The organism is Holdemania sp. 1001302B_160321_E10 (genome assembly GCF_015552275.1).
Classification (GTDB): Bacteria; Bacillota_I; Bacilli_A; order Erysipelotrichales; family Erysipelotrichaceae; genus Holdemania.
In genome coordinates this window covers 76,242-98,319 of sequence record NZ_JADNEM010000001.1, presented here as the reverse complement: position 1 = coordinate 98,319, position 22,078 = coordinate 76,242, and the positions used below count along the sequence as shown (strand labels likewise).

The window sequence follows — 22,078 nt, the reverse complement described above, 5'->3', positions numbered from 1 at the left end:
CGCCTGGCAAAGCGTGAAACATTGTGGAAACAGGCCGTCTGATGCGCGGCTTCCTGGCCGCCCGGAATCGACTTTCGTCCTTTTTCCCTTCTGTTTCTTTCTGACCGGCACGTCCTCATTTCCAATGGAAAGTCCCGTCTTAAGCCGGTAATCTTCCCAGGCCAGCTGAGCCTGTTTGAAATGAACGTGCGCTGATAAAACTTCCAGTCCTTTTTCAAAACCTTTATTACACAGCCCGCTCGGATGAGGGCTGGCAATAACCTGTTATTCGGTCAGGCGGATCAGATGGATCATGATATACAGCTTTTCATCCGTACTGACCTCATAGCTGTACTGTTCCTTGATCCGCTGCGCGATCCGCTCGATACATGCGGTTTCGCGCGGATGCGTTTGTTCGAACACCTGATAGGTGCTCAGATTGTAGTCGGACTTGGTGCTGAGATATTCGTTATTGACAACGCGCTGGGCAAAGAAGCGGCAATGCGTGATAAAGCGGTCGCACTGGCCGTTTTCCGTATCGACGTGAAAATCCTCGCGCACGATGTTGAGGATATCCTCAATCACCGCTGTGATTTCATACATCTGCTGCATATTGGAATCCAGCTCGGCGTTGATGATATGCAGGGCGATGAAGCTTGCCTCTCCATCGTCGATGTCGATTTTCAATTTCTGCCGCAGCAGCTCCGTGACTTTCAAGCCCAGCCGGTATTCCTCTTTATACAGCGATTTGACGTTGAGCAGCAGCGTTGGATCAAAGACAATTCCCATCTTGACCCGTTCGATCATGTTGGCGATGTGGTCGGTCAGCGTGACGTAGATGGAATCGTTGATGCGTTTAGTTGACTGCGTCTTGATATAATCAATAATTTCTTCTGAAACCAGAATCGTTTTATACGGGACTTCCTGAACGAGCGTCTTGAATTTCTGGCCGACGTCGTCCTGAAGCTCAAATTTCTTTTCAATCCGGCCTTCCACGACTTTACTTCCGCGGGTCATGCCGAAGGCAATTCCCCGGCCGACCAGGATGATTTCGTCCCCCGCTTCATTCTCCGAGAGGATGACATTGTTATTGTAAATCTGTTTGATGATCACAGAGCCACCTCGCTTTCCGCGTTACGTTATGCTTCGATTTCAAATAAAGCTTCGCCCGGTTTTACATTTTCCTCACCTTTCAGCAGCTTTACTTTGCGGTTGATTGCCAGAATCGGAACGATCGTGTCGCAGCCTTTCTTCCGGATGTAATCCCAATCGACAAGCGTCAGAAGATCGCCCGGACGCACATGATCGCCGACCTGCACCTTTGTTTTAAATGGCGTTCCCCCCAACATGACGGTGTCGATGCCGATATGCAGCAGAATTTCAACATCCTTCTCCGTTTTAATGCCGATTGCGTGCTGGGTTTCATAAACCATCGTGATCTCGCCGGCGACCGGACTGTAAATTTCACTGGCTTCCGGTTCGACCGCAATTCCATCCCCCAGCATCCGCTGAGAAAACATTTCGTCCGCAACATGGTCCAGATTGACCGTTTTGCCCGCTAACGGGCTATAACAGATTTCCATCGCTAAACCTCCTTGGAAAAAAGAAAAAACCAATTTGCAGAGAAGACATAAAAGTCCTCTTGCAAATTGGTTTTGCTTGTTTTATTGAACAATAACAATCCAATTACACCGTCATTGTAAGCGATACCACGAGAAGTTGTCAATAAGAATTTTCCATTTTTTTACTTCGAAGAGACCGCGGTCTTTGCGCCGCTGCCGGTTTGAATGTAAGCTTAAACTGCACTTAATTATCACTTTATAAATCGTTAAACAGCCGCGGCCGGCGAGCTGGATTGATACCGGACTTTTCCGATCTGTCCCCAGCCTGTATTAAGGATATTCCTGACGTCAAGAGGGAAAACAGGCAAAGTCCATCTCCCCTCCTTTTTGATCCGGCTCAAAACTTTATGATATTAGCTTGAGATTTTTTATCATAAAGCAACATTTTCCCAGACTTTTTTTGAAGAAAAAAGCGGAAGAAAGAACGGAGGGACAGGATGATTTTCAGCCCTGGCCGTTCGCTTTGGATTCATTGGTGTTTTAGGCGCAGGAACAAAAACGGATCGACTCCTCTGAAAAGAAAAAGCAACACATTTCAGAGTTTTGAGGCTGTACAATTTTCAATCTTCGCTAATGATATAATAAAACAGGATTTCAGCCTCAGCCGTTCAAAGTTCAGATTTGCCTTATAATTCAGGCTTTTTGTTGCTTCACAGATTAGGCATTCCTGTTTTTTTAACAATTTATTATCAAATTAATCATAAAATAAAAATTGTTAAAAAAAATCTGTTATAATAAAGAAAACAAAGGAAATCGAACAATCCATTCCCTTATCCCGATCATGCATCGGCTTGCATGCGGATCGAAAGGAGCAATCGTTATGAAAATTGCGGTTATCGACGACTCAGCAGAAGATCGGAAGCTGCTGGCTGAAAAAATTCAAAATTTCTGCCTGCGCGAATCGCTGATCTATGAGATCCGTTCATTTTCTTCAGGAAATGAATTTCTGTTGGCTTCACGCGCGGACTGGGATATCATTTTCCTGGATATTTTCATGAACGAAATCGACGGCATGACCGTGGCCCGGACGCTGCGGGGAAACAACGTCAGTTCTTTAATTGTGTTCACCACCTCCAGCCGCGACTATGCGATTGAGAGCTATGATGTGCGGGCTTTTCATTATCTGGTCAAGCCCATCGAGCAGGACAAACTTGACGAAGTTCTGCGCTTGAGCGAAAAGTCGATTCGTTCCCGCAATCATTACATCGAAGTCAAGGAAGGCCGGATCATGTCGCGCATTTTAATCCGCGATATCATGTATACCGACTATTACAATCATTACATTCAAATCCATACGCCCGGCCGGATGATCAAAACCTATATGTCCTTCGCGGAATTTTCACCGCTGCTTTTGAAATACAAACAGTTTCTCAGTCCCTACCGCAACTGCATGATCAACATGGATTATGTGCAGCAGATGGACGATCATGACTTTTTGATGAAGGATCAGGTGCAGATCCCGATCAACCGTGCGCGCAAGAGTGAAATCCGGCAGGCGTATGCCGATTATTCGTTTAAACGCCTGAGCGAGGGGTAAGCCTATGTCGCTTCCGGATTACTTTTTAAGCTTGGGCACCCGGCTGGCGCCCTATTTGTTTTTGATCTTAATTCCGTTTCGGAATCATCTGCGCTGTTCCTTCCGTCAAAGTGTGCTGTATGCATTCCTGCTTTATCTGGGAACGACGCTGAGCGTTTATCTTTTAGGCGAAACGTATGGAATCGATTCAATCTGGATGTTTCCGTTTACCTGTTTCTTCCTTGGGGTCTGTCTCTTTCTGGCCTATCACATCCTGCGCACGTCGATGCGCAAGCTCCTGTTTCTGATCTTGTTGATTGAGAATTATTCCGATATTGTCTTAATGTTCTCGGAAATTCTGGAGATCCATTGCGGGCCGCTTTTTACCGGTTTATCGGCAGTGGGGCTGGTTTCGCTCTGCCGGATTCTCGTCTTTGCCCTCAGTGCTCCGTTAATGGCGCATTTTCTCTGCCATCAGGTCCTGCCGGTCTGGGAACATGAGGACACGCCGGAAATCTGGAGTATGTTATGGCTGATTCCCGCTTCGTTCTATCTTATTTACCGGCTGGGGTTTACCTCGTCGATCACCGTGCTGCACAGCGAGATCACATCCCCGCTGTTGTTGGCGATCGTCTGGACTGCGGGGACGTTTCTCTCCTATTACGCCACCCTCAGTATGATCAATTTCAACGAAGAAAAACGGCAGCTCCAGCAGCAGCTGCAGGTCCAGGAGTATCAGGTGCTGATCCGCAACAAGCAGGCGGAACGGCTGGCCGCCAGCATCGCCACTACACGGCAGACGCGGCATGATCTGCATCATTACCTGCTGACGCTGAAGACGTATATGGATCATGGGGAAACGGAAAAACTGCGGGATTCACTGAATCAGTTCATCAACAATTTTGAATCTTCGGTGAAAACGCCGGTCTGCGAGAATTTGTTGTTCAGCGCCATCGTGCGGTATTACATGGAGATGGCAGAGGAGAGTGGAATTGAATTTACTTCGTCGATCGTATTGCCGCCGGCATTGGCGATCAAGGATACGGATTTAACCGTGATTCTGGGCAACATGCTGGAAAATGCGATTGAGGCTTGTTTACGGCAAAAAGCGGGGGAAACACAGTTCATCGAGATCAAAAGCCGGATGCAGGGAAATAACGGACTGGTTCTGCAATGCCGCAACAGCTATAATGGTCAGATCCAGAAGCAGGATGAGACGTTCCTGTCGTCCAAGCGGGAAGGGGAAGGCATCGGTCTTTCTTCCATCCGCACATTATGCACAAAATATCACGGTGTTTTAAAAATCACGCCGAACGATGATACGTTTACCGTCAACCTGTTGTTGAATTTACCTGCCGCCGCCTGATTTTCTCTCCGGCAGAGGCGAATTCGGCAATTTCAAAAATTCTGTAAAAAAGTCCCGCGCTGTCTGGAAATCGGATGATTCCATTACAGCTCAGGACTTTTTGTTTCCCTTCGGCTACCGCGTCATTCAGGATTCCCGGATCAGCGGATAGCGCGAGGTCATTTCAATGACTTCCTGACGCAGCTTCGCTTTCAAAGCTTCGTCTTCCGGGTGCTTGAGCACCATCGTAATCCAGCGGGCAACCTGACGGAATTCCTCTTCCTGAAAGCCGCGCGTCGTCATCGCCGCACTGCCCAATCGGATACCGCTGGTCACAAACGGTTTTTCCTGATCGAAGGGAATCGTGTTTTTATTGCAGGTGATGTTGATTTCATCCAGCAGGGCTTCGGCTTGCTTGCCCGTGATGCCATAGGAAGATCTCACATCAGCCAGGATCAGATGGTTATCCGTACCACCGGTCACAATCCGCAAGCCTTCCTGCTGGAGCGTCTTGCAGAAAGCCTGACAGTTGGCCATGATCTGGCGGGCATAATCGGTGAATTCTGACTTCAGCGCCTCGCCGAAGCACACCGCTTTTCCAGCGATCACATGCATCAGCGGGCCGCCCTGAATGCCCGGGAAGACGTTGCGGTCGAGATCTCTGGCAAATTCCTGTTTGCACAGAATGATGCCGCCGCGCGGGCCGCGCAGGGTTTTATGGGTTGTGGACGTGACGAAATGGGCATAAGGCACCGGGCTCATGTGCAGCCCTGCCGCGACTAAACCGGCAATATGCGCCATATCGACCATCAGGTACGCGCCAGCTTCATCGGCAATTTCCCGGAATTTCTTAAAGTCAATCTCCCGCGGATAGGCGCTGGCGCCGGCCACAATCAGCTTCGGCTTCACCTCCAGAGCGATCCGGCGCAGTTCCTCATAATTAATTTGTTCGGTTTCTTTATCCACGCCGTAGCTGTGGAACTCGTACAGCCGACCGGAGAAATTCAGCTGATGCCCATGCGTCAGATGGCCGCCGGAGCTTAAATCCATGCCCAGCACTTTATCGCCCGGCTGTAAGATTGTCATATACACCGCCATGTTGGCCTGGGAGCCGGAATGCGGCTGGACGTTGGCATGTTCGGCATGAAATAATTCGCACAGCCGGTCGCGGGCCAGATTTTCAATGATATCGACGTCCACACAGCCGCCGTAATAGCGCCGTCCCGGATAACCTTCGGCGTATTTGTTGGTCAGGATGGAACCGACGGCTTCCAAAACATCCCGGGAGACATAGTTTTCAGAAGCGATTAATTCAATGTTATGGGTCTGGCGCTGAGTTTCCAGCTCAATCGCCTTGCGGACTGCGGCATCATGCATATCAAGATCCTCTCTTTCTCGTTCTTAATGTCTTGATTATACCATGCTTTGCGCTTTAGCGAAGCTAAACGCTTCGACAATGTATTCCGGTTTTAATTCCTGAATTTTTAATTGATCAATAACGGCGGAAAGGCTTGAATTCAACAGAGATTCTGAGTCGATGACACCTTTAAACAACGCTGATTTTCTTCATCGTCGGGCAGGCCGCTGATCAACAGACCAAATTCAGGCGCGCCGCGAAGACCGCCCATCGAAAGAAATAAATCGTTAACTCGCTTGATTTGCATTAAAAGTATGCCGCCGATGGTTAGAAATCCGCCTGTCAGAATATTCTTCATATTCTCCTCATCCCCTCAATGACTTGCCTGTTCATGCAAACACATCTATAATCTGAAAATCGAATCAATCAGCTCGGATCGACGCTCTTTGTTTTTCTCAATCACATTGAAAGTAATGAAACACAGTTTTTTCAAGTAGTTCCAGCTTTTCACTGTAATCGGAAGGCAGATTGGAAATTGAACTCAGATCCTGAGGATCAAAATGATAGAGAAGATGTTTTAACACTTGCCCATAAACAAAGACGATTTTAGAGGAAACTGCCTGATCACGTGGACGAAGCCGGGATAAAGAGGAAATACAGCCGCATAGTTCCAGAAATGCCGCTTCATGAAAATTATTTTCTTCATGGAAATAATAAAGGAAGCTTCCGTCTTCCGCTTTCCAGTTCGCATTCAATATCTCCAGCGCATCCATGATATTCTCTTCTTTCATAAGTTTTATTTTTCTTCATCTTATCACGCAAAACGGCTATGGACAACGATATTTTTCTCAGTCTGGATCATGTGTTTCCAATTTTCTTCCAGCAGAAAAGGAGTCCATGATCTTTAAAATTTGTAGATCATTCCGTCAGATTGACAAGCCACTTCTCTTTCCGGACCAAATGATAAGCCAACGTTAACTTTGCCAACTCGGTCATTTGTCCGATCAAATACATCTGCATGATATTCAATCCGGTAAAATACGTCAGCATCCCGATCAAGGGAAGATTCACCAGCCACATAAACCCAGAATCCACAAACAGAGTGGAGCGCGTATCCCCGCCGGCCCGTAAGATGAAATAACATTGCGTATTCGCGGTATAGGTCCAGAACATCACTGCCATGACCCGCAGCATTTGAGCTGCAATCTGTTTGGCCTGCGCACTGACCTGATACCAGGACGGTACGACAAACGAAGTTCCAAACATCACAAAGGAAAAAAGAACCGCGAGAAAGACTGAAAAAGCCAGAAGCTGATAGGCCCGATCCCGCGCTTCTTCCATCCGATCCGCGCCCAGCGGCTTGGAAACCAGAATCGTGGTTGCCGTAGCCAATCCGCCAAACAAGACGAAGAACAGGTCACTGATCGTATTCGCAATCGAATATCCCGCCATGACCTCAGGTCCGCGTTGGGAATAGAATTTAAACAACGTTGCCATGCCCAGCGACCACATCAGTTCGTTCAAGGCCAGCGGTAGCGCTTTTTTAAAGATCGTCCACGCTAAAGAACGTGGTATCGCAAACAAGTCGCGCAAGCTGGTTTTAAACGCAAACGGCTTGTGCTTCAGGAAATAAAGATAAAGCGCGGCTTCCATCAATCGGGCAATCACTGTTGCCAGCGCCGCTCCCTGCACGCCCAGAGCAGGAAATCCAAAGTGGCCAAAGATCAGCCCATAGTTCAGCAGCGTGTTGATTAAAACCGCGCCGGCGCTGATTAATAAGGGCAAGCGAGGTTCTCCGGCAGCCCGCATCGCGCTCGCTGCGGTTAACGAAAGCGCCGTTGGGGGCAAGGTCCACGCCGCCATCGCCATATACCGGCTTCCAGCCGCAACAACCTCCGGGACATTCGTAAAAAATCCCAGGATTAACGCGGGAGCCACGGCTTCCGCCAGCCAGAACGGAATCAGAATAAAACCAGCCGCAAGCAATGAAAACCGGAAGGTCTGCTTCATCCGTTCAGAATCCTCCGCACCCCAGAACTGCGCGATAAAAATTGCCGCGGCAGCTAATAATCCATTCACCGCGAAAATCGCGATCATCGTAAAACGGTTCACCGCCGCGACCCCGCTGAGCGCCTCGTTACCCAACTGCCCTACCATCAGATTATCCACCAGATTGACCGAGCTGGTGATCAGCTGCTGAAACATCAGCGGAATTCCCACCGCCAGCGCCGTCCTGTAAAACTGCCGGTCCCCAATCCACCGGCTCTTGCTTCTCTGCATTGACTTTTCCTCCTGTCCTCCGCCGCTTTGACGTCAAAACAAAGACAGCCAGGACGCGACGCCCCGGCTGCCGATGCCTTCAACCTTGCAAGAAAGCCTTACGCTTCGTTATGCGTGTTGAAATATTTTGTTTCTGAATGATACGACATATCCGCCAGATCAATGCCGTAATCTACCGCCAGCCGGTAAGCCAGAACCTGAACGACCGGGGAAAGCTCCAGGAAGATAAATTCCCCGCCCGCCAGCGAAATCGGCAGATCACTGGCATCGATTGGATTTTCACCGATCAGATAACCATAACCCAGCTCATTCTTCGCAAACGTCGTCAGCTGATGCGCGCGCACGTCTTCCCGGCCGCCGTCATGCAGGACGATGACGCAGTTAGATGGCGTATAGCCCATCGTCGGACCATGCATGCCATCGTCAAATTCATAGCCGACGCCAATCCGGCGCTTCGAGATTTCCAGAATCTTTAACGCTCCTTCTAATGCGACACCCCACAGCGAATCCATGCCGTAAAGGGTGAAGGTTTCCGCCGCCATCAGCTTTTCCTGATTCCGATCAAACCAGGCCATCGCTTCCTTGACAATCGCCGGATGGTGTCCGATACCGGCCTGCGCCTGATCAAGATAGACCGCTGCCTGATCGTCTGTCAGCACACCGCGAGCTTTCCCGATGGCCATGCCCATCAACATCTGGGTTAAAACGCTGGAACAGTAGCCGATCGTGCGCATCAGATATTCCTCAACCCCATTGCGCTGATTGATAAAGACGTCGACCATTTTTGCGATCGGACTGTCCTCGCCATCGGTCACCGCCGCTGTCAAATAGCCCAGCTTTGTGATCTTCTCCGCTGCCATGCAGGTCAGCGTCGAGGTGCCGGAGTGGGAAGTAAAGACATAGAAGGCGTTCGGATTATAAGCAAAACAGTTGTAAAGCAGCTCATTTGGCAGCACGCAGATCGTCTGCAGGCCCGAAGTTTTCTCGATAAACCGGCGGGCTGTAACAGCACTGGTGTTGGACGTGCCGGAGCCGATCAGTAAGATCTGATTGATTTCCGGATGTGCTTTGACGGCTTGCGTCAATGCCGCAAACGTTTCCTCACGATGATTTAAAATATCGGTGCAGACCGCCGGGATCCGATTGATGACTTCAAGCATGGTAACCATAGAATAATTCCTCCTTGTTTATTTGTATTTTCGTACTTCCTTCACTTAGACCAGGCCGATAAACCGCCCCAGAATACTGAACGCGATGATGCCGAGAATGATCGTGATCGGCTTGACGTCTTTCTTGAGGAAATAGAAGCAGACGAAGACCAACGCCAGCGGTAAAGCTGAAGGCATGATTGAATCGATCAGCGACTGAACGGACATTTCCACCTCATTCATCGTAAAGACATACGCGATGTTCAGACTGACCATTGAGCTGGTCATCGCTCCGACGGTCATCAAGCCGACAATCGTCGCGCACTTCGTCAAAAACTGCATTAAACCGGATTCTGAAACTTGACTTAAGAACTTGGAGCCCAGGCCGAAGCCGAGGAACGGCCCATAGTAACGACAGATATGCGCCGGAATATTGAAGATCACCAACATCAGGATCGGGCCGAGAACATTGCCCTGCAGGGCCAGCGACAAGCCGATGCCGGTGGCGACAATCCGCCAGGATCCCCAGAAGATGGAATCGCCGATGCCGGCGAACGGTCCCATTAACGAAGCCTTGACCGCGTTGATCGACTTCTTGTCCATCGTCGGATCTTCCGAAGCCTGCTTTTCCATCGCCGCGGATAACCCGGTGATAAAGCCCGCGACCGTCGGCGTCGTATTGAACAGTTCCCAATGCCGCTTATACCCTTCGATCCGTTCTTCCTGTGTATGATAGTAACGATTGATGACCGGAATCATGACACGGACATACGCTAACGCCTGCATTTTTTCCATTTCCATAATGGAGCACAGCGACAACGTCCTAAATCCGATCTGTTTGCACATCTTGACGTCTTCGTCTGATAAATTCAGTCTTTCTTTAATCATTGAATAATTCCTCCTCCTCTGAAGCTTCCGGGGCTGCTTTATTCATTTTGAAATTGCCCTCAAAGTACAGGATAACGCACAGGATGACGCCGAAGAAGGCGACGGCCAGAATCGGCAGGTTGAGATAAGCGACTAATAAGAAGCCCAGGAAATAGTAAACGCACATTTTCTTGGACCACATCATCTTTAACAACATCGCGAAGCCAACCGCGACCATCATGCCTGCCGCAACGCCCAGGCCGCCGGTGACGAATTCCGGAATGATCGAAATCATTTTCTCGACCACCGTGGATCCCGCCATAATCGCAAATGTAACCAGAAGTGCTTTCGGAATATACAATGTCAGGGCAACGACGTAGAACATCCGTTCCAGACCTTTGTAATCCCCTTTGTTCATCATTTTTTCAATCGTCGGATGCCAGAATGTACGCAATGTCAGCCAGATAGAGCTGGTCATGGACACTAACAGAGCGACTGGAACCGCCAGCGCCAGCGCGACTTCGACATCGGCGTGCATCATGATCGCGAACGCCGTACCGACAGCGGTACCGACTAATGAATCCGGCGGCGTGGACGCGCCGATCTGAACAGCGCCCATGAAGACCAGTTCCAGGGAAGCACCGATCATAACGCCGGTCTTCAAATCCCCCAGAAAGAAGCCAATGACCGAACCGACAACCATCGGCCGGGAGCACATCGGAAATGACAGATATTCTTCAAGGAAACCTAAAACCAGATAGATCACCCCGACGATGACGCTTTGAACAATCAACATAAGTTTTTCCCTCCTCTTATTTCAGTAACTTCTCATAATCGACTTTAGGCTCATTGGGAATCATCCGGAATTCCAGATAATCCACTTTTTCATGCAGTTCCCTGAGATTCACCAGATCCTCCTCCGTTAAGAAGATACCGGAGCTGAATGAACGGCTGTTTTCACGCTTGCGGATTCCGCCGATATTCACACGGTGGATTTCCTCTGTCTGCCGGACTAACCGCACGGCGTCGGCCAGCGTCCTGACGATAACAAAGATCCGGATTTTCTGAGCGTGCGGATGATTCAGCAGCTTCGCTCCGTCGTCAATCGATTTGATCGCCAGCTTCACCCCATCAGGCTTTGCCATTTTGAAGGCCAGTTTGGCCATGTCGTTTTCCGCCGCTTCGTCATTGGCGATCAGAATGGCTTCCGGATGGACCTCGTTGACCCAGGTCAGCGCCACCTGTCCATGAAGCATTCGTTCGTCGATCCGCATCAGAATTACCATAATTCATCCTCCTTCATCTCTCTGATGGATCTGAAATTGAATCCGAGCATGTTTTCCTTCGTCGATTCCACGGCGTGCTTTACCGTTTCCTCAATCCCCGCCTGCGGACTGGCCAGCAGAATTTCCAGGACCATCGACAGGCACATCCCCGTTTGGACGTACACATTGGGACAGAGACAGAGCTGCATCATCTGATGATGAACGCTGCCGTTGTTGATATCGGTCAGAATGATAAATTCATCGTTAGGCTGTTCTTCCACCCTTTTCCGCACCCGTTCCAGAATCATATCCGGTTCGTCATAATGATCCAGGTCATACACTTCAAGATCAGCCTGACATCCCAGAATCATATTGACCGCGCTTTGCATGCCTTCTGCCAAATGACCATGGGAAGTCAGTATCACCTTCCGCATCCGCTTCACCTCGTTTCTTCACCCTCTTATCAGCAAAAAACGCGCCAAGCTCCGCTTTTGCGCGTTTTTTTATGCAACTTTCTTAAAATTCATTATTTTTTCTTCGCTTTTCCTTGTTTTTCTCCGGTTATTCGGTAAATCCGACGCTTTCCATCAGTTCCGATTTGGATTCTTCGACACATTCAACCTGTTTTTCGACAGATTTCCCCTGCACGATATAATTGTAAAGATAACCGATCTCCGCCGTGGGAATGACGACGTTATACGCCCGGCACACGCGGCCGAACACCTCCCGGATCATCGCGATGAAATCGCCGTGCTCGGCTTCAAATTTCTCCAGGTTGAGATAGTAAACGAAGCGCTTGTCGATGATCAGCCGCTCGATCAGACAGCTGATATGCAGATAAAGACCGATCAGGATGTTGTTGGACAACGTGAATTCCAGCCGTTTTTGTATCTGTTCGAGGATTTCCTCGACGTATACGATAATTTTCTCCGGATTGAGAATCGTCAGATAGTCGATCAGGTTATCCAGCGAGAAGTTGCGCACCATGTTCTGCGTAAATACCGTCAGCTCCTCGTCGTTCATCAACATTCCCAGCTTTTCTTTAAGCGCCCAGCTGTCGCTTTGATTGATGATATCTTCGATCGAGATAAACGGAATACCCTGCGGTTTCAGATTCAGCGTACCAAGAATCAGAATAACATTGTACTTATCAAAAATTCCTGACGCCTGACGGTGCTGAAGCGTATCGGCAGCGATCGGAATGACCGTCAGATCCATTTTTTTCGGGAAGCTGTTTTCCACCAGCGCGGCAATCTTGCCCGCGATCCCAATGCCTGAGGAACAAACTGTCAGAATCGCTTTCGGACGGACGCGGTTCTTAATGATCACGTAATTCGGCAGTGAGCGCTGCTTGGCCTGTTCAAGAATATTTTCCAGCGAATCCCCTTCCATGATCATCGCGCCGACGTCCAAAGCCAGCTTGGTCGTAACATTGTTGATGATGCCGATATCCAGATCGGCAGTCTGATCGATATATTTCTGAATGCCTTCCAGCGAGCCCATATCGACCATGACGATGATCTCATGACAATTCCGGATTTCGCTCAAATACTGTTTAAGCTTGTTAGTGATCGTTTCAAAATGACTTTCAACCGGCATGTCGATCGCCGTGAAGATATTCTGGTGCAGCAGCTGATTCGCCAGCTCCGCGATCCCGCTGGCAATGGAATAACCATGCGCCATGATGACGACCGGAATCGGCGCCGGCTGGTAGCCCCGGTTAAAGTAGAGAAAAAACAACGTCGTCGTGATTTCTTCAAACGCGCCCAATGGCAGATTCAGTCCCGTTTGCAGCAATGGCAGGATTTCGTTGGCAATCGAAACCAGCTTGGGATTGACCGTTTTTAACGTTTCCTGGAAATCGCTGATGCTGCGGCCGCGGCGGCGCAGCTCCACGGCGCTGATCGGCTCATTCTGAAGCAGATCGGTGAAGTAGCGGGCCAGGATCTTAATTTCATTGTTGGACAGCTCGGACATTCCGTATTTCTTGTTCAGCAGCCGGTTGATGTTCGCCAACAGGCTCTGGACGATCTCCTCCTGCGGCGAGCTGAAATTCTCATTGTTGAAAAACAGGAAATCGACGTATTGTTCCAGCTGCAGCGTCGTCGTGGCCAGAAACGTGTCAAGCGACAGCTCATGCTTCTGTAAGCGTTCGTAATTCTGCATCGCGGCCTGATAAAACAACAGGTACCGGCTTTCCCCGCCGCCCCGCGGCAGCAGCTCGCCGAGTGGAAGCAGCCGGCTCACGCTGCCCTGATCCATTAGCGGATTCTGCAGCGGATTGCGGACCAGTCCGGAAGGCAGATCGCTGATGTGCAGGTCGAGCGTCGGACTGGCGTTTTTAATCGCCTTCATGTACGCACCGGCCATGCCGACCTGAATATCGTTTTTCAGCTCGCCGATGTTGTGGCGGAATTCATGCTGCTCCAACAGGCGATAGGCTGATTCGCTGATCCGCACCGGCATTTTAAACTTGGTCTGTTCGGTTTCAAGAATATGGCGGATCAGTTCGCGCTTTTCCGTCAGCGGCCGTTCTTTCAGTGAAGGAATCTGAATCACGATCGGAATTCGGCGGAACAGCGTTTTCAACAACGCCTGATCCGGGTTTTCCGTCGTCGCAAACACGAAGCGCACCGTGCTGGCAAGCCATTTCTGGTTATCGCCGACCCGGTGATAAACACCCTTATCCATAAACAAAAACAACTTTTCCTGGCATTCCGGCGTCAGGCTGTGGATTTCATCCAGAAATAACATCCCTTTGTCTGCCAGTGCCAGAAGTCCCTCGCTGTCCTTTTCCGCCCCGGTGTACGCACCTTTAACATAGCCGAACAAGCTGGTCAGGAAAAAATCCGGATTGTCCGAATATTCCGCGCAGTTAACCGTGATCAGCCGTCCTTCGCTGCCGATCAGCCCGCGCTGTACGCAATAGTCGTACAGCTTCGCGGCCAGTAGGCTCTTGCCGCTGCCGGTCGGCCCATGAAGCAAAACTGCCAGTCCGCTGCCGGGATAATTCATCGCCGCCTTGCATTGCTCGATTGCGTAGTGCAGGCTGCCGTTGCCGCCGATCAGATCGGAGAATACCGAGCGTTTCTCCTGCAGCTGATCCACCTGATTCCATAAATCTTCGGCGTTGTCATAGACGCTGGCAAAACCATCGTTCTCCAATGCACTGCGCGCTAAAAAACAGGTGGGGTGCGCCCCGATTTTAATCAGCTTCCCCTCATAAAACAATTCGTTAAGGTATTGGGACGCAAGATTGCGGGAGATGTCCAGCTTCTCCGCTAAGCTTCGGGCACAGAACAGTTCAAGATCGAGTCCGCGGACAGACCGGCCCGTCATCTGCGCTTCGATCCTTTCATAGAGCTGACGCTTTGTTTTATTTTCCATGACTCTGCTCCTCTTCCAGTCCATTGTAAATTCAATCAATAATTTTTACAATTCCTTTATTTTCAAGGGTTTGTCAATTTTCCGCATTGTTAATGAAAGCGGTTGCCAGAATTTGCAGATTAGACTACACTGAAAGCAGGAGAAGCATCGTATGAAAAACAAGCAAAGTCTGCGCCTGCATCAGGCCCAGCGGCAGCGTCAGGCCTTCTCGCCTGCCCGCGGTCGTTTTATCGAAATCCTAACAAAAAACCGACAGGAGCTGGCCGCCGAGCTGCGCTCGCTGATCGCCGTCAATCCGTTTCTGCACACCGTCGCGGATGAAGTGCTGTTTGCTCAGGCCCAGCCGGAGTCTGATCTGCGCGCGGACCTGCTGACTCAGCTGCATACCGGCCGCTGGCGCTGCCGCATCGACGCCGCGGAGTACATCATCGAAGCGCTGGATGATCATGGTTTCTACGATCCCGCCCAGCCGGCGCCCGGTTTTCCGATGGAGGACATCGCGGCGGCACTGGAAGTGATTCAACAGCTGGAACCGTTCGGTGTCGGCTGCCGCGACAGTCTTGATTTTATTCGCTGCCAGTTAAAATCCCGGAATGAAACGACAGCTTTACGCGTGTTGAACGAAGGAGCAGCAGAACTGAGCACACACCGCACAAACGCGCTCTGCCGAAAATTGAATATCACGGAAGCGGAACTGAATCGCCAGCTTGAAATCATCCGCACCTGCCAACTTTATCCCTGCCAGCTGGGTCAGACTGAAAATTCCTGCGTGCAGGCCGACGTCCTGCTTACTCTTGCCGACGATGAGTTCACGATCACCCCGCTGACGCCGCAGGTCAGCCTCGACATTCCCGCCGGACCGCTCAGTCCCCCGCTTAAGCAATACTTAAAAGAAGCCCGGCTGACATTGGATCTGATCGACCAGCGCAATCTCACGATGCAGCTGGTCTTTCATAGTCTTGTCCGCCGCCAGCGAAATCATTTAATGAGCGAGGCGCCGCTGGCGGTCTGCCGGCTGAAAGAGGTGGCGGAAGAAACCGGACTCCATGTGTCTACCGTGTCCCGCGCCTGCGCCCATAAATACTACGAATATCACGGATTGATCCGGCCTTTTTCCGATCTGCTGTGCAAGCCGCTGCACAACGTCAGCCGCAGTGAAATCGCAGCGCAGCTGAAACGATGGATTGAAGAAGAAAACCCGGATTCACCGCTGGATGACGAACAGCTGGCGCAGCGTTTTCAAAATGAAGGTCTGATCCTTTCCCGCAGGCGGATCGCCGATGTCCGCAAACGGCTCAACATTCCCAATTCCTATCGCCGCAAAGCTTTAAAAAAAGCACCCTGAAATTCAGAATGCTTTCTCTTATTCTTGCTTAAATCCGGTACAACCGGTCGATGTACTCCGCTTCCAGCGCTTCGTTGAATTCGCGGCCGCCGTCGATATTCTGCGATTTGTAGATCGGCGGGGTGATCCCCTTTTCGATCAGGATTTCCGCAGCGCGATAGGTTACCGCCTGCACCAGAACCGAGGTAGTGATCATCGACATGCCGCAGATCTTGCCGTCAAAGCCTTCCAGATCAATGCAGGAATCCCCTTCCGGCGTGCAGTTGTCCAGCACAACGTCGGAAATTTCATACAGGTTTTTCCCGCAGGAATGCTTTGGAGTCAGATGAGAAGAAGCCTCCAGCGCGGTGATCGCGATCAGCTTCGCCCCCTTTTTCTTGCAGCCCAGCGCGATATCCATGCACAGCGGGTTGCGGCCTGAATTCGAGATGATAAACACGACGTCGCCCGGCCGCACGTCGACTTTTTTCATAAAGATTTCACCGGCTCTTTCCACCGTCTCATACGCATTGTTGGATGGCTCCACAATTTTCTTGGTCGGAATGAATCCACCGGCGCGATGCGCGACTTCCATTGCACCGGCCATTGAATGGCCGCCGCCCCAGGCCTGAATAATACCGCCGTCCATGATGCACTTTGCAACCATCTGCGCGGCAGCTTCGATGTTTTCCTGCTGCGTTTCTTCGACTTGGTCAACCAGATGACGAACCGTTGGGAATACTTTGTTGGTCATTTTCAATTCCTCCACTTTCTGCTCTCATTGTAAACTTTTTATTCATATTTTACAATATTTTATGAATAATTTATTCCAGTTTTTATTCTGCCCCTTTTTCCTGCGTTTTGAAACGGTCGATCGCCTGAGTAAACGTTCGCGTGATGCAATGGGGACGGGTAATCGCGCTGCCGACGGTGACCGTCCACGCGCCGAGTTTTAAAGCCCGGACAACCTGTTCCGGCTGATAAAAACGACCTTCGGCATTGATGGGCAGCGGCGTCGTTTCGATCAGTTCTTCTATCAGTCGGTAATCCGGCTCCTCCAGATGGCGTGAATAAGGCGTATATCCGGCGATGGTCGTTGATAAAATATCCGCGCCGCCCGCCGCGGCAATTCGGCCTTCCTCCGCAGTGCTGATTTCCGCCATGATCAGCACATCCAGCCCGGCTTTATATTCCTCCAATAACGCCTGGATCGCTTCCGGCGTGCGCCCCTGGCGCAGCGTGCAGTCGACGGCCACAATATCCGCGCCGGCTTCCACGACAGCCCGGGCTGATGCCAGCGTCGGCGTAATGATCACATCGTGCAGCTTATCATAGACCTTGGGCATGATTTTGTTGATCCCGAAAATCGGCAGATCCACTTCCTTTTTGATTGCACGAATGTTTTCCGGCCAGCTTGCCCGGATGGCAGCCGCGCCGCCCAGCTTGGCGGAAACCGCCATTTTCACCATCATTTCTGCGCCGTAAAAGGGTTCGTAATCAAACGCCTGGCAGGAAACGACCAATCCGCCGCGCAGTTGTTCAATCAGTTCCTTTCGCATAATCACTCACGCCAGGATACCGAAGAACCGGCCAATCAGGGCCATCGCAAAGATCAGAACGAAAACCCTTCCCATTTTCCAATGCTTTTTCTCCATCAAAGCCCAGGCCCCCAATGTCAAGAGCAGCGGAAGCAGCCCCGGCAGAATTCCATCCAGCACGCTCTGAATACTCATCGTCATCTCGCCGGAGACATACGTCCAGCCGATTTTCACGCTGACATATTGCGCGCTGATGCAGCCGACGATGATCAGTCCGACAATGTTGGCAAAGCGGACCGCGACGTCCTTCATTCCGCTTTCAAACAGCGTGTGGATGGCGGTGATGCCCGATCGGTAGCCAAACCGGAAGGTCAGCCAGGTAAACGGAAGCATGATCCCCAGCCAGGCGACGATATAAAACAACGGTCCCGCCAGACTGCCCTGCTCTCCCACCAAGCCCAAACCGATACTCAGCAAAATGGGAATCAAAGTCCCGATAAACAAGGAATCGCCGACGCCCGCAAAGGGTCCCATCAAGGCTGTCTTCGTGGATGAAATCAATTCATCCGGCACATTTTCCCCACCGGCCCGCTGTTCCTCCATCCCCAGCGCAATGCCGTTGATCATCACGCCGACCATCGGCTGACTGTTGTAGAACTGCGTATGCCGCAGCATCAGGGCCTTCTGTTCTTCAGGATCGTCATACAGCTTGTCCGCGACCTTGCCCATCATTCCGGCAAACGCCGGTGCTTCCATGCGTTCCATATTCTGTGCGGCCAGCGCGAACATCATCCAGTATGCGTAGGCATGAAATAAATCACGCTTTGTTAGTTTTTTCAAAGGGTTACTCATCGACTTCCACCTCCAGTTCGTTCGTTTTCTTCGCCATGTAACGGATATCCAGATAAGCCAGGAAACAAGCGATCATCGTCGCGGCCACAATCGGCATTTTCAGCACGGCGATCATGATAAAGCCGACGAAGAAATAAGCCAGTTCCACATTCTTGTTCAGCACAAACCGCAGCAGCATCGCGAAGCCGACCGCCGGCAGCATCTTGCCGAAGATCACAAACGTATCGCCCAGCCACGCCGGAATTGCTTCAACCACGGAAATAATGAAATCCTGCCCGAAATAACAGGCCAGAAAAATCGGAACAAAACGGGCGATAAACTGGGATATCGAGGCATAAACCGGGGCATTCGCCGCTTTTTTAATCTTTCCCTGTTCAATCCATTGTTCCTGTTTGCGCACCCAGTAGACGTTGACCGAAGCCACGACATAGACTAAGGAAACACCCAGAAAGCTTAGCGGTACCGACAGGCTCAATGCATATTCCGTCGATGCGCCCGCCGCCATCGCCAGCGGGATTCCCATATACGCCGCAAAATTCAGATCCGCCGGCATCGACAATCCGGGTGTGACCAAACCGATATACAACGTCTGAACAGCCGCACCCATCAGGATTCCTGTCCGTACGTCCCCTAAAATAATGCCGATGATCAAGCCGGAAACCAGCGGACACCCCATTGTATACCAGCCGCCCAGCTGGCCGAAACACCAGGGTGAATAATTGGAAGAAAGATAGCCGAATAAGGCGATCAGCAGAGCTTGAAATAAGGTCATAAAACGCTCCTCCTTGCGATCTTTCGCATCAATTCTTATTCCATCACCTTGCGCAAGAAACAGGAATGAATCTAACCAGATCATAGAAGAAAACGTTGTTTTTTGTCAACAAAATTAAGTCATTAATTTTAAAATAAATTATTTTGTTATGACTTGCCAAGTCATTTGTGAAATTTTAAATTGTTATTTTTTTCCAGGTTATGTATAATAGATTTATACAACCGAGGTGATTTCATGTATCAGGAAAAATTAAAACAAGTTCGGAATGAATTAACGCAGACCGAAAAAATCATTGCGGATTTCTTTCAGAATCATTCGCTGGAAGCCCGCAGTTTTACGTCGTATCAGCTTGCGGACAGGCTGAATATCGGCCAGTCCACGATCATCCGGTTTTCTAAAAAATTAGGCTACCGCAGTTTTCGGGAATTGTTGGAAGACCTGTCGACTTCACTCACGGAAGAAAAAGTGAAAGAGGAAATTGTCGTCAACGAGGGAACTTCGTCGACCAATCAGAAGATCATCCAGCAGTATCAGAAAATGGCGCAGCTGACTCTTGAATTCAACCCGCCGCAAGTCATTGATCAGACGGTTTCCGCACTGAGAAAAGCGCGAAAAATCATTGTTTTCGGGTTTGGCAACTCGAACTTATTCGCCGAGTACATTTCCAATCAGTGGCTGAAAATGGGCCTGGATTCTTTTTGCAGCGCCAATTCGCATATCATTTTTTCGATGCTGAGTCAATTCGGGCCGCAGGATGTTTTGTTTTTGATCTCGGAATCAGGAGAAACGCCGGAGATTTTAAAAGCTGCGCGGATTGCCGGCCATCAGAACGTGACGGTGATTTCAATGACGCGAATCCAGAAGAACCGGCTTCATGGTTACTCGGATATCGTGTTGAAAACGGTGAATTATGAAACGAATACCCGCCTTAACGCAATGACGCTGCGGTGTTCCCAACTTTGTCTTTTAGATATGATCTACTTAAATTTGTATAAGACGGATTTCGAGCATTATGAAAAAATCATCACTCAATCCGAAAAATTATTGGATTATAAATATAACGGCTAAACGTGCTAACCCGGCTCTTCTCGATAAGAGAAAGTCCTGGACTTCCCGTCTGCCATCCATAAAGAAATGAATAACAAAAAAATGAAGCTTGCGGCTTGCTGAAAGCTTCATTTTTTTAACAGTTGAACGTAAGATCTATCCGCATTCTGACTTATGTTTGCAGCGCTGTCAGACTTTATACTTTAATTCTTTCAGTTTTATCTGACTTCCGCTTGTTTCAAACTCATTTTCTCTTTCCGCCCCAGCCAGAGAAAATAAAGGACGCACAGGATGATCTGAACAAAGGTGGAACACGGCGTGGCCAGACCGATCTTGAACAAGGTGACCGGAACCAGTTTACTTGCCAGATAGGAAACGGGAATTCGCACGCAGAACGCGCCGATCAATCCCTGAAACATGACGAAGGTCGTCTTGCCGCAGCCGTTGAAATAGCCGACAAAGCAGAACATAAACGACACCAGCAGCGTGTCGATCGCATAGGCTTTTAAATAATCCGCAGCCGCCAGAATAACCTGTGGATCACGGGCAAATAATCCGGAAAGCAGATTGCCGTGGAAAAACGCAAAATAACTCATGAAGACACCGAATAACAATGAAGTAGCGATTCCGTAAACCATTCCCCGTTTTGCCCGCTGCGGCTGGTTCGCGCCGATGTTCTGCGCGACATAAGCGGAAATGGATTGCGCATAAGCCGAAGGCACCAACAGGATAAATGTGCAGACCTTCTCCGCGACGCCGACTCCGGCCGAGGCAATGACGCCCAGCTGATTCACAATCGCCGTGATCGCCAAAAAAGAAATGCTGACTAACAGATCCTGCAGTGCGACCGGTGCGCCCAGCTTGACGATTTCTTTAACGGTTTCCCCATGAAACCGGATCCGCCGCCATGAAAACGGAAACGGCAGGCCCTGACGTGCAACCACAGCGAGCGACAAAACCACACTGGCCGCCTGTGCCATCACCGTTGCCAGCGCCGCGCCGGCCGCTCCCATTTTAAAGCCCGCGACGAACAACAGGTCGAGCACGATATTCGCAGCACAGGCAATCGCTACCGCTAACAACGGCGTGCGTGCATCGCCCAAACCGCGGAAGATACTGCCCAGCGTATTGTAGGCGGCAATAAACAGAATTCCTCCGGAACAGATCAGAACATATTGATTCGTAAACGCGACCGCTTCAGCCGGTGCCTGCATTAACGTAACCAATGCCGGCGTCGCGGCCAACATGACAGCGGTCAGGATGATCGCCAGACAGCCGAACAGAAAGACGCCGCTTTCCACTGTCTGCCCTACTTTTTCCGGTTCACCCCGGCCGAACTGCTGACCGATCAGCACGGTGATGCCCATTGCCAGTCCGGTGATGATCACCATCATCGAGTGCATGACCTGACTGCCTGTCGCGACGGCCGAGACCGCCTCCGGCGAAGCGAACTGGCCGACGACTAACAAGTCAACCGCGCCATAGAGCGCCTGCAGGATCAGCGCGATCATGATCGGCACGGTAAATTTCATCAACGGCGCTAAAATTTTGCCGCTCGCAAATTCTGCTCTCATCCAGAAACCTCCCATCAATCAAAAAAGGATAAGACACTGACGTTTCAGTCAGCCATCTTATCCAGCAAACCACATTTGTGATTTCCCCTCCGATGAACAGTGTCATTATAGTCGAACTCCGCGCTTTATGTCAACGTTTCCTGAATAAGAATGTGAAAAAGGATTCCGGAACACGGATGATTTCTTCTTTTCCGCCTTTTTTGTC

The 22,078-nt window shown here is 50.2% G+C and carries 20 protein-coding genes; 4 read left to right on the top strand and 16 right to left on the bottom strand.

The window, feature by feature from the left end:
- Nucleotides 1–264: 264 nt before the first annotated feature.
- Nucleotides 265–1,092, bottom strand: a complete 828-nt coding sequence (locus I2D94_RS18625; protein ID WP_072683238.1) for a PRD domain-containing protein — start codon at nt 1,090–1,092, stop codon at nt 265–267.
- 26 nt (nt 1,093–1,118) lie between these two features.
- Nucleotides 1,119–1,562, bottom strand: a complete 444-nt coding sequence (locus I2D94_RS00480) for a PTS glucose transporter subunit IIA (protein ID WP_072683237.1) — start codon at nt 1,560–1,562, stop codon at nt 1,119–1,121.
- Nucleotides 1,563–2,421: 859 nt separating this feature from the next.
- Here I2D94_RS00480 and I2D94_RS00475 point away from each other — a divergent pair.
- Both I2D94_RS00475 and I2D94_RS00470 read left to right on the top strand, forming a co-directional pair.
- Nucleotides 2,422–3,138 (top strand): LytTR family DNA-binding domain-containing protein, encoded by a 717-nt coding sequence (locus I2D94_RS00475; protein WP_195395222.1) that lies wholly within the window; start codon nt 2,422–2,424, stop codon nt 3,136–3,138.
- Nucleotides 3,139–3,142: 4 nt separating this feature from the next.
- Nucleotides 3,143–4,483 (top strand): ATP-binding protein, encoded by a 1,341-nt coding sequence (locus I2D94_RS00470; RefSeq protein ID WP_072683235.1) that lies wholly within the window; start codon nt 3,143–3,145, stop codon nt 4,481–4,483.
- Nucleotides 4,484–4,609: 126 nt separating this feature from the next.
- Here the strand turns inward: I2D94_RS00470 and glyA are convergent, their stop codons facing one another.
- From glyA to I2D94_RS00420, 9 genes are all read right to left on the bottom strand, one after another.
- On the bottom strand, nt 4,610–5,839 hold the full coding sequence (gene glyA, locus I2D94_RS00465) for a serine hydroxymethyltransferase (protein WP_072683234.1): 1,230 nt from the start codon (nt 5,837–5,839) through the stop codon (nt 4,610–4,612).
- 140 nt (nt 5,840–5,979) lie between these two features.
- Entirely contained in the window at nt 5,980–6,177 is a 198-nt protein-coding gene (locus tag I2D94_RS00460; RefSeq protein ID WP_072683233.1) for a hypothetical protein, read from the bottom strand.
- A 560-nt stretch (nt 6,178–6,737) separates the two neighbouring features.
- Nucleotides 6,738–8,099: an MATE family efflux transporter gene (locus I2D94_RS00450; RefSeq protein WP_195395220.1), complete on the bottom strand. Its 1,362-nt coding sequence runs from the start codon at nt 8,097–8,099 to the stop codon at nt 6,738–6,740.
- A gap of 98 nt (nt 8,100–8,197) precedes the next feature.
- Nucleotides 8,198–9,268, bottom strand: a complete 1,071-nt coding sequence (locus I2D94_RS00445; RefSeq protein WP_195395219.1) for an SIS domain-containing protein — start codon at nt 9,266–9,268, stop codon at nt 8,198–8,200.
- Between the two features lie 45 nt (nt 9,269–9,313).
- The gene (locus I2D94_RS00440; RefSeq protein WP_006058014.1) at nt 9,314–10,135 is read right to left on the bottom strand and encodes a PTS system mannose/fructose/sorbose family transporter subunit IID; all 822 of its coding nucleotides are present in this window, start codon (nt 10,133–10,135) and stop codon (nt 9,314–9,316) included.
- Nucleotides 10,128–10,910, bottom strand: a complete 783-nt coding sequence (locus I2D94_RS00435; RefSeq protein WP_072683230.1) for a PTS sugar transporter subunit IIC — start codon at nt 10,908–10,910, stop codon at nt 10,128–10,130. Before I2D94_RS00435 ends, I2D94_RS00440 begins: the two co-directional genes overlap by 8 nt.
- A 16-nt stretch (nt 10,911–10,926) precedes the next feature.
- Nucleotides 10,927–11,400 (bottom strand): PTS sugar transporter subunit IIB, encoded by a 474-nt coding sequence (locus I2D94_RS00430; protein ID WP_195395218.1) that lies wholly within the window; start codon nt 11,398–11,400, stop codon nt 10,927–10,929.
- Nucleotides 11,394–11,813 carry a PTS sugar transporter subunit IIA gene (locus tag I2D94_RS00425; protein ID WP_006058017.1) on the bottom strand — a complete coding sequence of 140 codons (420 nt, stop codon included), beginning with the start codon at nt 11,811–11,813 and terminating at the stop codon, nt 11,394–11,396. The genes I2D94_RS00430 and I2D94_RS00425 overlap by 7 nt, the downstream gene beginning before the upstream one ends.
- 127 nt (nt 11,814–11,940) lie before the next feature.
- Nucleotides 11,941–14,766, bottom strand: coding sequence for a sigma 54-interacting transcriptional regulator (locus I2D94_RS00420; protein ID WP_195395217.1), 2,826 nt, complete (start codon nt 14,764–14,766; stop codon nt 11,941–11,943).
- A 151-nt stretch (nt 14,767–14,917) separates the two neighbouring features.
- Between I2D94_RS00420 and I2D94_RS00415 the strand changes: the two genes are divergently transcribed.
- Nucleotides 14,918–16,111, top strand: a complete 1,194-nt coding sequence (locus I2D94_RS00415; protein WP_195395216.1) for a hypothetical protein — start codon at nt 14,918–14,920, stop codon at nt 16,109–16,111.
- 28 nt (nt 16,112–16,139) lie between these two features.
- Here I2D94_RS00415 and I2D94_RS00410 read toward each other — a convergent pair whose 3' ends face one another.
- From I2D94_RS00410 to I2D94_RS00395, 4 genes are all read right to left on the bottom strand, one after another.
- Nucleotides 16,140–16,844, bottom strand: a complete 705-nt coding sequence (locus I2D94_RS00410; RefSeq protein WP_072683226.1) for a sugar isomerase domain-containing protein — start codon at nt 16,842–16,844, stop codon at nt 16,140–16,142.
- A gap of 82 nt (nt 16,845–16,926) precedes the next feature.
- Nucleotides 16,927–17,649 carry an N-acetylmannosamine-6-phosphate 2-epimerase gene (locus I2D94_RS00405; RefSeq protein ID WP_195395215.1) on the bottom strand — a complete coding sequence of 241 codons (723 nt, stop codon included), beginning with the start codon at nt 17,647–17,649 and terminating at the stop codon, nt 16,927–16,929.
- Between the two features lie 6 nt (nt 17,650–17,655).
- Nucleotides 17,656–18,480 (bottom strand): PTS system mannose/fructose/sorbose family transporter subunit IID, encoded by an 825-nt coding sequence (locus I2D94_RS00400; RefSeq protein ID WP_072683225.1) that lies wholly within the window; start codon nt 18,478–18,480, stop codon nt 17,656–17,658.
- Nucleotides 18,473–19,252, bottom strand: a complete 780-nt coding sequence (locus I2D94_RS00395) for a PTS sugar transporter subunit IIC (protein WP_195395214.1) — start codon at nt 19,250–19,252, stop codon at nt 18,473–18,475. Before I2D94_RS00395 ends, I2D94_RS00400 begins: the two co-directional genes overlap by 8 nt.
- Nucleotides 19,253–19,486: 234 nt before the next feature.
- Here I2D94_RS00395 and I2D94_RS00390 point away from each other — a divergent pair, with 234 nt between their 5' ends.
- Nucleotides 19,487–20,320, top strand: coding sequence for a MurR/RpiR family transcriptional regulator (locus I2D94_RS00390; protein WP_072683223.1), 834 nt, complete (start codon nt 19,487–19,489; stop codon nt 20,318–20,320).
- A gap of 197 nt (nt 20,321–20,517) precedes the next feature.
- On the opposite strand, the gene I2D94_RS00385 is transcribed toward I2D94_RS00390, so the two are convergent.
- Nucleotides 20,518–21,873 (bottom strand): MATE family efflux transporter, encoded by a 1,356-nt coding sequence (locus I2D94_RS00385; RefSeq protein WP_195395213.1) that lies wholly within the window; start codon nt 21,871–21,873, stop codon nt 20,518–20,520.
- Between the last annotated feature and the right edge of the window lie 205 nt (nt 21,874–22,078).